Annotated in this window: 7 protein-coding genes; 6 read left to right on the plus strand and 1 reads right to left on the minus strand. The window is 41.9% G+C overall.

From position 1 onward, the window contains the following. Positions 1-31 precede the first annotated feature (31 nt). The 3 genes from QM923_RS07580 to QM923_RS07590 all read left to right on the plus strand — a co-directional run bounded on the left by QM923_RS07580 (position 32) and on the right by QM923_RS07590 (position 9076). A complete protein-coding gene (locus QM923_RS07580) occupies positions 32-949 on the plus strand; it encodes a dihydrodipicolinate synthase family protein (RefSeq protein ID WP_006149428.1) in 918 nt (305 codons plus the stop codon). A 15-nt stretch (positions 950-964) separates the two neighbouring features. After that, on the plus strand, positions 965-1849 hold the full coding sequence (locus tag QM923_RS07585; RefSeq protein ID WP_414291429.1) for an ROK family protein: 885 nt from the start codon (positions 965-967) through the stop codon (positions 1847-1849). Positions 1850-2161: 312 nt separating this feature from the next. Beyond that, entirely contained in the window at positions 2162-9076 is a 6915-nt protein-coding gene (locus tag QM923_RS07590) for an alpha-L-fucosidase (RefSeq protein WP_414291430.1), read from the plus strand. Positions 9077-9189: 113 nt separating this feature from the next. Here the strand turns inward: QM923_RS07590 and QM923_RS07595 are convergent, their stop codons facing one another. Then, positions 9190-10041: a MurR/RpiR family transcriptional regulator gene (locus tag QM923_RS07595; RefSeq protein WP_414291431.1), complete on the minus strand. Its 852-nt coding sequence runs from the start codon at positions 10039-10041 to the stop codon at positions 9190-9192. Between the two features lie 192 nt (positions 10042-10233). On the opposite strand from QM923_RS07595, the gene pbp2b reads away from it, so the two are divergent. The 3 genes from pbp2b to QM923_RS07610 all read left to right on the plus strand — a co-directional run bounded on the left by pbp2b (position 10234) and on the right by QM923_RS07610 (position 13362). After that, on the plus strand, positions 10234-12276 hold the full coding sequence (gene pbp2b / locus QM923_RS07600; RefSeq protein WP_414291432.1) for a penicillin-binding protein PBP2B: 2043 nt from the start codon (positions 10234-10236) through the stop codon (positions 12274-12276). Between the two features lie 10 nt (positions 12277-12286). Next, the gene (gene recR / locus QM923_RS07605) at positions 12287-12883 is read left to right on the plus strand and encodes a recombination mediator RecR (protein WP_036753812.1); all 597 of its coding nucleotides are present in this window, start codon (positions 12287-12289) and stop codon (positions 12881-12883) included. Between the two features lie 203 nt (positions 12884-13086). Further along, positions 13087-13362: a TIGR04197 family type VII secretion effector gene (locus QM923_RS07610; protein ID WP_414291433.1), complete on the plus strand. Its 276-nt coding sequence runs from the start codon at positions 13087-13089 to the stop codon at positions 13360-13362.

Genomic DNA, 13362 nt, shown 5'->3' on the forward strand with positions numbered 1-13362 from the left:
AAGCAGAAAAAAGAAATCTTAGGAGAAATCTATGTCAGATTTAAAAAAATATGAAGGTGTCATTCCTGCCTTCTACGCATGTTATGATGATGCGGGTGAAGTTAGCCCAGAACGTACTCGTGCCTTGGTACAATACTTTATTGATAAAGGTGTTCAAGGACTTTACGTTAATGGTTCTTCAGGTGAGTGTATCTACCAAAGTGTAGAAGACCGTAAATTGATCTTAGAAGAAGTTATGGCAGTTGCCAAAGGTAAATTGACCATCATTGCTCACGTAGCTTGTAACAATACCAAAGATAGTATTGAATTGGCTCGTCATGCAGAAAGCTTGGGTGTTGATGCTATTGCAACAATCCCACCAATTTACTTCCGTTTGCCTGAGTACTCAGTTGCTAAATACTGGAACGATATCAGTGCTGCTGCACCAAACACAGACTATGTCATTTATAACATTCCTCAATTGGCAGGTGTTGCTTTGACTCCAAGTCTTTACACAGAAATGTTGAAAAACCCACGTGTCATTGGTGTTAAAAATTCTTCAATGCCAGTTCAAGATATCCAAACATTCGTTAGCCTTGGTGGCGATGACCATATCGTCTTTAACGGACCAGACGAGCAGTTCTTAGGCGGACGTCTCATGGGAGCAAAAGCTGGTATCGGTGGTACTTATGGTGCTATGCCAGAACTCTTCTTGAAACTCAACCAATTGATTGCGGATAAAGACCTAGAAACAGCGCGTGAATTACAATACGCTATCAACGCTATCATCGGTAAATTGACTGCAGCTCATGGGAATATGTACTGTGTGATTAAAGAAGTCTTGAAAATCAATGAAGGACTTAACATCGGATCAGTTCGTTCTCCACTTACACCAGTGACCGAAGAAGATCGTCCAGTTGTAGAAGCAGCTGCTCAATTGATTCGTGAAACTAAGGAGCGTTTCCTCTAATCAATAGGAGGCTTTATGACTAATTACGTTGCAATTGATATTGGTGGAACTAATATCAAATACGGTTTAATTGACCAAGATGGACAACTTGTAGAGTCTAACGAAGTAGCGACTGAGGCTCATAAGGGTGGTCCACACATCTTACAGAAAACAAAAGATATCGTAGCTAGCTATCTAGAAAAAGGACCAGTGTCAGGTGTAGCCATTTCCTCAGCGGGAATGGTTGATCCTGATAAGGGTGAAATTTTCTATGCTGGTCCACAGATTCCAAATTATGCCGGAACCCAATTTAAAAAGGAAATTGAAGCTAGCTTTAATATTCCTTGTGAAATTGAAAATGATGTTAACTGTGCAGGGCTTGCTGAAGCTGTCTCTGGTTCAGGAAAGGGTGCAAGTATTACCCTTTGTTTGACAATTGGAACAGGTATCGGTGGTTGCTTAATCATTGATGGCCAAGTTTTCCATGGCTTTAGTAATTCTGCCTGTGAGGTTGGTTATCTGCACATGCAGGATGGAGCCTTCCAGGATTTAGCGTCTACGACAGCTCTTGTTAAGTATGTAGCAGACGCACATGGAGATGAAGTGGAACAGTGGAACGGTCGCAGAATTTTCAAAGAAGCTACCGAAGGCAATAAACTCTGTATGGAGGGGATTGACCGTATGGTGGATTACCTTGGTAAGGGTCTCGCAAATATTTGTTATGTTGCCAATCCAGAAGTTGTCATCCTTGGTGGTGGTATCATGGGGCAAGAAGCAATTTTGAAACCAAAAATCCGTAAGGCTTTGAAAGATTCGCTTGTTCCAAGCTTGGCAGACAAGACTCGACTTGAATTTGCCCACCATCAGAATACTGCTGGTATGCTCGGAGCATATTATCATTTCAGAACCAAACAGTCCTAAATTGGCTTTGCCAATTTAGGTTTTTTTGGCAGGAAAAAAGTTAGGTAAAACTTTAATAAAACTTTGGAAGCCCTTGCATTTCTTGGAATAATATAGTATATTTATTATACTGAGAAATCTCGAAAAAGCATTTGCAAAATCAAGTCATTTTTTTATTTAGAAAAAATGTAAGCGATTTCTAAAAATGAATTTAACAGAAGATAAGAGTGGGAGGAAGAAGAGTTTTATAGTAGGTACTGAGAAATAAAATTGTCGCCAGCAGAAACTGGGCTCTTGCAGTAGCTGACTGCTTTTGTTCATTAGGAGAATTTGATGAAACAGTATTTTTTTGAAAGAAGTCGTATATTCAGTATTCGTAAACTAACGGTTGGTGTAGCCTCTGTGGCAGTTGGACTGGCTTTTTTTGCATCTGGAAATGTTGCCGCTAACGAAGTTGTGACAGAGCCAAAACTGGAAGTAGAAGGTCAAGTCAAAGAAGTAATCGATGTCGATAAAGAAAAAGCGGAAGCAGTTAAGGAAACTAAAGAAGTAGTGAGTCCTGTTAAAGAAGAAGTTGCTAAACAAGCAGCTCCTGCTTCAGAAAAAGTAACAGAAGAAACTAAAACTACTGAAGAGGCTGGAGATTTACTTCCAGAAGAAATTCCTGACCGTGCCTATCCTGATACACCAGTGAAAAAACTGGATACCTCAGCTATTGTATCAGAAAAAGATAGCCCGAAAGTTGAAACTAAAAGTATTTTAAAAGCTGAAGAAGCAAGTACAACTGAAGGTGAAAAAGAAAATAGAGCCATTATCAATGGTGGTCAAGACCTTAAGCATATCAATTATGAGGGGCAACCAGCTACATCGGCTACCATGATTTACACAATCTTCAGTTCACCTCTAGCAGACGGTGGAACTCAGCGTTACCTCAATTCAGGTTCAGGTATCTTTGTGGCTCCAAATATCATGCTGACAGTCGCTCACAATTTCTTGAAGAAGGATGCCGAAACCAATGCTGGTAATATCTTAGGTGGTGATACTGCTAAGTTCTACTACAATGTCGGTTCTAATACTCCAAAAGAAAGATCTTTGCCAACTTCAGGAAAAACTGTTTTGTTCCAAGAAAAGGATATTCATTTCTGGAATAAAGAAAAGTTTGGCGAAGGGTACAAAAATGACCTAGCCTTGGTCGTAGCTCCAGTTCCAGTACAGATTGCAAGTCCCAATAAGGCAGCAACCTTTACTCCGTTAGCAGAGCATCGGGAATACAAAGCTGGAGAACCTGTGAGCACAATTGGCTATCCTACAGATTCAACTTCTCCAGAATTGAAGGAGCCGATTGTGCCAGGTCAATTGTATAAGGCAGACGGTGTCGTTAGAGATACTGAAAAGTATGATGATAAGGGAACAGTAGGTGTTACCTATCGTTTGACTTCTGTATCAGGTCTTTCTGGTGGTGGGATCATCAACGGTGATGGTAAGGTCATTGGGATCCACCAACGTGGTACTGTTGATAATGCGAACATTGCTGAAAAAGACCGCTTCGGTGGAGGTCTAGTCTTGTCTCCAGAACAATTAGCATGGGCTAAAGGCGTCATTGATAAATACGGTGTTAAAGGCTGGTATCAAGGCGATAACGGTAGCCGTTATTATTTCACTCCAGAGGGAGAAATGCTTCGAAATAAGACAGCAGTTATCGGTGAAAACAAATATTCATTCGATGAAAGTGGTGTAGCAACTCTCCTTGAAGGCGTTGACTATGGCCGTGTAGTTATCGAGCATGTGGACCAAAATGATAACCCAGTCAAAGAAAACGATACTTTTGTAGATAAGGCAGAAGTTGGCGCTCAATTCAACTATAACTATAAAACAGAAATTGAAAAGACTGACTTCTTCAAGAAGAATAAAGAAAAATATGAGATTGTGTCGATTGATGGCAAAGCTGTCAATAAACAATTGAAAGACGCTTGGGAAGATGATTATAGTGTTGTGAGTAAGGCTCCTGCAGGAACTCGCGTCATCAAGGTGGTTTATAAAGTGAACAAAGGTTCCTTTGAGGTTCACTATCGCTTAAAAGATTCTGATAAAGAGTTGACAACTGCAGATGTGGATAATAACGAAGGTAAAGAATACGATGTTTCCTTTGTTCATAATTTCCAAGCCAAAGAAATTGCAGGTTATCGTGCAGTAAATGCAAGTCAAGAAGCAACTATCAAGCATAAAGGGGTGAATGAAGTTATTTTTGAATACGAAAAGATTGAAGATCCAAAACCAGCAACTCCTGTAACTCCAGTAGTTGATCCAAAAGATGAAGAAACAGAAATTGCTGCTTACGGTCCACTTCCAAGCAAGGCTCAATTGGACTACCACAAGGAAGAATTGGCTGCCTTTATCCACTATGGTATGAACACCTATACCAACTCTGAGTGGGGGAACGGTAGAGAAAATCCTCAGTACTTCAATCCAACAAACCTTGATACAGATCAGTGGATTAAGACTTTGAAGGATGCTGGATTCAAACGAACAATCATGGTTGTAAAACACCATGACGGATTTGTGATTTATCCATCTAAATATACAGACCACACGGTGGCTGCAAGTCCATGGAAAGATGGTAAGGGTGACCTTCTCGAAGAAATCTCTAAATCAGCGACTAAGTATGACATGAATATGGGTGTTTACTTATCACCATGGGATGCCAACCATCCTAAATATCATGTTGCAACTGAGAAAGAGTACAACGAATACTACCTCAACCAACTCAAGGAAATTCTTGGCAATCCTAAATACGGAAACAAAGGTAAATTCATCGAAGTTTGGATGGACGGTGCGCGTGGTAGCGGAGCTCAAAAAGTAACGTATACCTTTGATGAGTGGTTCAAGTACATCAAGGAAGCTGAAGGAGATATCGCTATCTTCTCTGCTCAACCGACAAGTGTCCGTTGGATCGGTAATGAACGTGGTATCGCAGGAGATCCAGTTTGGCATAAGGTCAAGAAAGCTAAAATCACTGATGATGTGAAGAATGAATATCTCAACCATGGAGATCCAGAAGGAGATATGTACTCAGTTGGTGAAGCAGACGTTTCTATCCGTTCAGGTTGGTTCTACCATGACAATCAACAGCCAAAATCAATCAAAGATTTGATGGATATCTACTTCAAGTCTGTTGGTCGTGGAACGCCACTTCTCCTCAATATTCCACCTAATAAAGAAGGTAAATTCGCAGACGCAGACGTCGCTCGCTTGAAAGAATTCCGAGCAACCTTGGATCAAATGTATGCGACTGACTTCGCCAAGGGAGCAACTGTAACTGCAAGCTCTACTCGTAAGAATCACTTGTATCAAGCAAGCAACCTAACAGATGGTAAGGATGATACTAGTTGGGCATTGTCAAATGATGCCAAGACAGGTGAATTTACTGTGGATCTCGGTCAAAAGAGACGCTTTGACGTAGTCGAACTCAAAGAAGATATTGCTAAAGGTCAACGTATCTCTGGATTTAAGGTTGAAGTTGAGCTTAATGGTCGCTGGGTTCCATATGGAGAAGGTTCGACTGTTGGTTATCGTCGTCTTGTCCAAGGTCAACCCGTGGAAGCACAAAAGATTCGTGTGACTATCACGAATTCACAAGCAACTCCTATTTTGACAAACTTCTCTGTTTATAAGACACCAAGTAGTATCGAAAAAACAGATGGCTATCCTCTAGGCTTGGATTACCATTCAAACACAACAGCTGACAAAGCAAATACAACCTGGTATGACGAATCTGAAGGCGTTCGTGGAACATCCATGTGGACCAATCAAAAAGATGCTAGCGTAACCTACCGTTTCAATGGAACTAAGGCTTATGTCGTATCTACAGTGGATCCAAATCACGGTGAAATGTCAGTTTATGTGGATGGTCAAAAGGTTGCAGACGTACAAACCAATAATGCAGCTCGTAAACGTAGCCAGATGGTTTATGAAACTGAAGACTTGGCTCCAGGTGAACATACCATCAAACTCGTTAACAAAACTGGTAAAGCTATTGCAACGGAAGGTATCTACACGCTCAACAATGCTGGTAAAGGTATGTTTGAGATGAAAGAAACGACCTATGAAGTTCAAAAAGGCCAACCAGTTACTGTAACCATTAAGCGTGTTGGTGGTAGCAAAGGAACAGCAACAGTCCATGTTGTAACAGAGCCAGGAACAGGGGTTCATGGTAAAGTGTACAAGGACACAACAGCTGACTTAACCTTCCAAGATGGTGAAACTGAGAAAACAATCACGATTCCAACTATCGACTTTACAGAGCAAGCTGATTCAATCTTTGACTTCAAAGTGAAAATGACTAGTGTTTCTGACAATGCCCTTCTTGGTTTTGCTTCAGAAGCTACTATTCGAGTGATGAAGGCAGAATTGCTCCTAAAAGACCAAACAAGCTATGACGATCAGGCAACTCAGCTTGACTATAGTCCAGGTTGGAACCATGAAACGAACTCAGCTGATAAATACCAAAATACAGAATCATGGGCGTCATTTGGACGTTTGACAGAAGAGCAGAAGAAAAATGCCAGCGTAACAGCCTACTTCTACGGAACAGGTCTTGAGATCAAAGGATATGTGGATCCAGGACATGGTATCTACAAAGTAACCTTAGACGGTAGAAAAGTCGAGTATCAAGATGGCCTAGGTAATGCTTCTGAGTACAACGGTAAGAAGTACTTCAGTGGTACAGCCACTACTCGTCAAGGTGGTCAGACTCTTGTTCGTTTGACTGGACTCGAAGAAGGTTGGCATGCTGTAACCTTGCAATTGGATCCAAAACGTAATGATACTACGAGAAATATTGGTATCCAAGTTGACCAGTTCATCACTCATGGTGAAGGTAGTGCTCTTTATACCAAAGCAGAGTTAATCCAAGCCATGAAGAACTGGAAGGATGAGTTGGTTAAGTTTGACCAGACAAGCTTGAAGAATACTCCAGAGGCACGTCAAGCCTTCAAGTCAAACTTGGATAAATTATCTGAGCAACTTTCAGCAAGTGAAGCCAATGCACAAGAAGTTCTGAAGACAGCAGCAGCTTTGCAAACGATCCTTGATAAGGAAGAAAATTATGGCACAGATGATACGCCAACACCAGAACAGCCAGAAGAACCAAACTATGACAAGGCTATGGCAAGTCTGACCGAAGCGATTGAAAGAAAAACAGCTGAACTTGGTGATGACAAGGAAGCTAAGAAGAAGCTAGTTGCATTAACAGAGCAAGCCTTGACAGCTATCCAAGAAGCTAAGACTCAGGATGCAGTAGATAAGGCCTTGCAAGCAGCTTTGGCATCTATCAACAGTCTTCAGGCGACTCCGAAAGAGGAGCCGGCTCCAGAAGAACCAGCGCAACCAGAAGAACCAAACTACGACAAGGCCATGGCAAGTCTGACAGAAGCAATTGAAAGAAAAACAGCTGAGCTCGGTGATGACAAGGAAGCTAAGAAGAAGCTAGTTGCATTAACAGAGCAAGCCTTGACAGCTATCCAAGAAGCTAAGACTCAGGATGCAGTAGATAAGGCCTTGCAAGACGCTTTGACATCTATCAACAATCTTCAGGCGACACCAAAAGAGGAACCAGCTCCAGAGGATCCTGCAAGACCAGAGGAGCCAAGTAAGCCAGAGGATCCTGCAAGACCAGAGGATCCAAGTAAGCCAGAGGAACCTGCAAGACCAGAGGAGCCAAGCAAACCAGAAGAACCTGCAAGACCAGAGGAGCCAAGTAAGCCAGAAGATCCTGCAAGACCAGAGGAGCCAAGTAAGCCAGAGGAACCTGCAAGACCAGAGGAGCCAAGTAAGCCAGAGGAACCTGCAAGACCAGAGGAGCCAAGTAAGCCAGAAGATCCTGCAAGACCAGAGGATCCAAGTAAGCCAGAAGATCCTGCAAGACCAGAGGAGCCAAGCAAACCAGAGGAACCTGCAAGACCAGAGGATCCAAGTAAGCCAGAGGAACCTGCAAGACCAGAGGAGCCAAGTAAGCCAGAGGAACCTGCAAGACCAGAGGAGCCAAGCAAACCAGAAGATCCTGCAAGACCAGAGGAGCCAAGTAAGCCAGAAGATCCTGCAAGACCAGAGGAGCCAAGCAAACCAGAAGAACCAAGTAAGCCAGAAGAGGAAGTGAAACATTCAAATCTTCCAACTGAAGGTGTTAAAGAATTGAGTGTAACTCAACCAAGCCTTGAAGTAACGACAGATCCGATTGCCTTCAATACGATTCGTCGTGAAAATTCTCTCTTAGCTAAAGGTAAGGAACAAGTCGTTTCTGAAGGAAAAGACGGACAAGTAACGACCTATGTAGAAGTTGACGGCAGCGATCGTAAGGTTGTTAAGGTTGAACGTGAGGAAGCTCAAGACCGCATCGTTGAAGTAGGTACTCAAGAAGGAACTGCTATGCCGACAGAAGGCGTTATGAATTTGGACTTTAACCTACCAAATCTAAAAGTAGAGAAAGAACCAATCGCCTTCAAGACTGTTCGCCGTGAGAATGCTGATTTAGCTAAAGGTAAGGAAAAAGTCGTTTCTGAAGGAAAAGACGGACAAGTAACGACTTATGTAGAAGTCGATGGTGACAACCGTAAGGTTGTTAAGGTTGAACGTGAGGAAGCCCAAGATCGCATCGTCGAAGTTGGAACTAAGGAAGAAAGTCCATCAACTAATAGCACATTGAAGGTCTTGAAAGATTCATCAACAAACTTGAAACTGATTGCTCGAGAAGGGGACCTCAATGGTGGTTCTGTTCTAGAGGTCGATAAGGTTGCTAATCAGGTCTTGGAAGGTCGCCGTTTCGATGCTTATCAAATTCAATTGAAGAATGAGAAAGGCGAACTTGTTCAATTGAAAGGTGCAGTCCTTGTTCAAGTTGCTGTGGCGTCTGATGTAGCCAATGTCTATGCCATGAATGCAAATCAAGAATTGCAGGAAGTGAAGTTTGAACAGAAAGGTTCAGCACTTGAATTTGTAGCTCCACACCTAGGTGTCTATGCGGTAGTATACAAGGATGCAGCTCAACCAAGTGCACCAGCAAATGTAGAAACTCCTGCTCCACAACCTATGGGAGAAGATAAGCCTTTAGCAGAGGCTAAGGGAACTGTAGCAGATTCTTCACGCAAACAGTTGCCGGCAACAGGAGAAGAAGTAAGTTCAGCTCTCTTGCCTGCCCTCACTCTTGTTTCAGGAATGATGCTATTCCTCTTCAAAAAAGAGATGAAGGATTAGCAGAGACTAAATCAAAGAAAGTGTTTTAAAACACTAAAAAAGGGAGTCCCATAGTGGACTCCCTTTTGTTGATAAAGTTATTCCAAACAGAAAACCCTGAATGGTTTTCAATTTCAGGGTTTTCTATTTCTTGTGTTTCTGCGATAACCATTTAATCGATTATTTTCCCAGTAGCTATTAAAGATTTTTTCTTTACTTTCGCGATCAATCTCTAGGAAATAAGCGTAGAGTAAATCAATGATAATCAGCATTGGAAGCTGAGCAGAGATTCGTTGGATATAAGAGGCCTGGCTTTGGCTTGCGACTAATACTGTTTCTGTAAATGCTTGGGTATCCTTATTCGGTGCACTTGTAAATAGAACTGTCTTAGCTCCCATATCCTGGGCATCTAATAAACTATCGATGATAGACGGTGTTGTTCCTGAGAGGGAAAAACCAAAGACCAAACATTTTTCATCAATGATACTAGTCGTCCAGGCAAAACCGTCTGGATCTGTTAAGGCTTCACAGACGACACCCAATCTCATAAAACGTAGCTTCATCTCACGTGCGACTAGACCAGAACTCCCAGTTCCGAAAAAATACACGCGTTCTGATTGCTCAATCATCTGAGCTACACGTTCCAACTGCTCATCGTCAATCAATCCTTGAGAAATTTCTCGCACATTTGCATAACTTCTGAGAACTCGTTGAGTCAAAGGATTCATATCCTGTTGAGGAGCAGAAAGAGTGTCTCTTTGTTGCTGATATTTGAAGATGAATTCTCGATAGCCCTTAAAACCACACTTCTTGGCAAAACGAGTGAGCGCCGCCTGGGAAATATGAAGTTTTTGCGTGACTTGTTGAGAGGATAAGTCATCATTTATGGTATCTGCCTGCAGAAAATAGCGGGCAATTTCTTGCTCTAAATCGGTCATCTCTTCAAAGTGAAGGTCGATAATCGTAGAGATATCTTGCTTATTCATGGAACTCCTTTTATAGCTATTTGCCAAAATTACTTTGGCAAATCTAACAAATAAAATAGCGCTTACCTTAATTATATCATAGAAAATACTTTTTGGACCAAAAAGGAAAAGTCTTTTCTTTTTCCATAATTTTCTACCTAAATTATGGTACAATGAAGAGTGTGATTTTGATTAGAAATGAGATTGATGTGTATGAGAAAATTCAATAGCCACTCGATACCGACACGGCTTAATTTGTTATTTGCAATCGTCATTTTGCTCTTTTTAGCAATTATTGGTCGTTTGCTTTATATGCAAGTTCTTCATAAGGATTTTTATGAAAACAAACTCGCTTCTGCTAGCCAAACTCGAGTAACCATGGGTTCCGCTCGTGGAGAAATTTATGATGCAACAGGAAAACCTTTAGTCCAAAACACCGTTAAACAAGTTGTTTCCTTTACACGAAGCAACAAGATGACTGCGGCTGATTTGAAGGATATTTCAAAAAAATTGTTGACCTATGTTACAGTCACCTCTCCAGAGTTGACGGACCGTCAAATGGCTGATTACTACTTGGCTGATGCTGAAGTTTATAAGAAGACAGTTGAAGCTCTTCCAAAAGATAAACGATATGATTCAGATGGCAATCAACTTTCCGAATCTGAACTCTATAACAACGCTGCTGAGAGTATTACTTCCAGTCAATTAGACTACTCAGAGGATGAAAAGAAGGCAATCTATATCTTTAGTCAGCTCAATGCAGTAGAAAATTTTGCGACAGGAAATATTCAAACGGATCCTTTGAGCGATACACAGGTAGCTGTGATTGCTTCTGCATCTAAGGAATTGCCAGGTATTTCCATTTCTACTTCATGGGACCGAAAAGTCTTAGAAACTTCTCTTTCATCTATAGTTGGAAGTGTTTCGAGTGAAAAATCTGGTCTTCCTGCAGAAGAAGTGGACGCTTATTTGAAAAAAGGCTACTCGCTCAATGACCGTGTTGGGACATCCTATCTTGAAAAGCAATACGAAGAAGTCTTGCAAGGAAAACGTACCGTCAAGGAAATCCATTTGGACAAGCACGGAGACATGGAGAGTGTAGAAAATATCGAAGAAGGAAGCAAGGGGAAAAATATCAAATTAACCATTGATTTAGCCTTCCAAGATAGTGTAGACAGTCTCTTGAAGAGTTATTTCAACTCAGAACTTGCAAATGGTGGAGCTAGATATTCAGAGGGTGTCTATGCAGTAGCCCTCAATCCTAAGACAGGTGCTGTATTAGCCATGTCAGGAATGAAGCACAATGTAGAGACTGGAGAACTGACCACGGACTCACTTGGAACTGTCACCAATGTCTTTGTACCAGGATCTGTCGTTAAGGCTGCAACCATCAGTTCAGGTTGGGAAAATGGGGTTTTGTCAGGGAATCAAACCTTGACAGATCAACCAATCGTCTTCCAAGGTTCTGCGCCTATCAATTCCTGGTATACCCCTTATTATGGTTCTTTCCCGATTACAGCCGTTGAGGCCTTGGAGTATTCATCCAATACTTACATGGTCCAAACTGCTCTTGGAATCATGGGGCAAACTTATCAGCCTAATATGACAGTAGGAACCAACAATCTTGAATCTGCCATGGGAAAACTTCGTTCAACCTTCGGTGAGTATGGTTTAGGAGTTTCTACAGGAATCGACCTACCGGATGAGTCAACAGGCTTTATTCCTAAAGACTACGATTTGGCTAACTATCTAAATAATGCTTTTGGACAGTTCGATAACTACACACCGATGCAGTTAGCTCAGTATGTAGCAACGATTGCCAATAATGGTGTCCGCTTAGCTCCTCATATCGTGGAAGGAGTCTACGACAACAACGAACAAGGTGGTCTAGGAGAACTCATTAAGCAAACGGACAGCACAGAAATGAATAAGATTAATATTTCTGAGTCTGACATGTCTATCTTGCAACAAGGTTTTTACCAAGTATCTCACGGGACAAGTGCTCTCACGACAGGTCGCGCCTTTTCAAATGGGGCAGCAGTCTCCATCAGCGGAAAAACCGGTACAGCCGAAAGTTACGTCAATGGCGGACAAAAAGCCAACAATACCAACGCCGTAGCCTATGCGCCAACCGATAATCCGCAGATTGCAGTCGCAGTTGTTTTCCCGCATAATACCAATCTAACTAACGGTGTCGGACCTTCGATTGCTCGCGATATTATCAATCTATACAACCAACACCATCCAATGAACTAGAAAGGAAGCCATGCTTTACCCAACACCTATAGCTAAGCTGATTGACAGTTATTCTAAACTTCCAGGTATCGGGATTAAGACAGCAACCCGACTGGCCTTTTATACCATTGGGATGTCGGATGATGACGTCAATGAATTTGCAAAAAATCTCCTTGCAGCCAAGCGAGAATTGACCTATTGCTCTATTTGTGGACGATTAACAGATGATGATCCTTGCTCTATCTGTACCGATCCTAGCCGTGACCAGTCTACGATTCTGGTTTTGGAGGATAGCCGCGATGTCGCTGCTATGGAAAATATCCAGGAATACCACGGGCTTTATCATGTCCTACATGGCCTCATTTCACCTATGAATGGGATTAGCCCAGATGACATCAATCTGAAAAGTCTCATGACTCGCCTCATGGAGAGCGAAGTTTCAGAGGTTATCGTGGCCACCAATGCAACAGCAGATGGTGAGGCGACCTCCATGTATATCTCTCGACTTCTTAAACCTGCAGGTATTAAGGTTACTCGTCTAGCACGAGGTCTAGCAGTCGGAGCTGATATCGAATATGCGGACGAAGTAACGCTCCTAAGAGCCATTGAAAATCGTACCGAACTTTAGGAGTTCATGTCAGTCAAACTAACTCATCTATTAAGACAAAGTCCTAAGAATTTTTCTTAGGACTTTGTCTTTTATAATCATCGTGTGAGATAAGTCAGGCCTGTCATTACTAGTGTTTAATGCTCATAAGATTTATTGTGAAATCATCATGTTTTTGTGATATGATAGAGTCAATATAGATTTTATGAAAAGGAGTTTGAAGTATGGCTGGAAAGATAAAATCTAGTACGATAGCAGCAGAGGTAGCTATTCATGAATTGGTCGGGTATGACACGAGTGACAAGCAAAATCAGCAGGTAGAATTTTCATATACTTCTGAAATTGCTGGGATGGAAGCGGGACGTCAGGCCTGTAATCAAATGCTTCAGGCAGTCAGTGATTTCAGCTCGGCTGTTTTGGCACAAGCAAATAAGTTTCCAGAAATTGCTCATAGAATTGAAAAACGTGATATAGAGCAAGCTAAGAGATGGAGTCACTAA

This window comes from Streptococcus infantis (genome assembly GCF_047463275.1).
Lineage (GTDB): Bacteria > Bacillota > Bacilli > Lactobacillales > Streptococcaceae > Streptococcus > Streptococcus infantis_AF.

What these genes read in the sequence shown, in the direction of transcription:
- QM923_RS07580 (WP_006149428.1), top strand. Translation starts at nt 32, where the DNA reads ATGTCAGATTTAAAAAAATATGAAGGTGTCATTCCTGCCTTCTACGCA.
- QM923_RS07585 (WP_414291429.1), top strand. Translation starts at nt 965, where the DNA reads ATGACTAATTACGTTGCAATTGATATTGGTGGAACTAATATCAAATAC.
- QM923_RS07590 (WP_414291430.1), top strand. Translation starts at nt 2,162, where the DNA reads ATGAAACAGTATTTTTTTGAAAGAAGTCGTATATTCAGTATTCGTAAA.
- QM923_RS07595 (WP_414291431.1), bottom strand. Translation starts at nt 10,041, where the DNA reads ATGAATAAGCAAGATATCTCTACGATTATCGACCTTCACTTTGAAGAG.
- pbp2b (WP_414291432.1), top strand. Translation starts at nt 10,234, where the DNA reads ATGAGAAAATTCAATAGCCACTCGATACCGACACGGCTTAATTTGTTA.
- recR (WP_036753812.1), top strand. Translation starts at nt 12,287, where the DNA reads ATGCTTTACCCAACACCTATAGCTAAGCTGATTGACAGTTATTCTAAA.
- QM923_RS07610 (WP_414291433.1), top strand. Translation starts at nt 13,087, where the DNA reads ATGGCTGGAAAGATAAAATCTAGTACGATAGCAGCAGAGGTAGCTATT.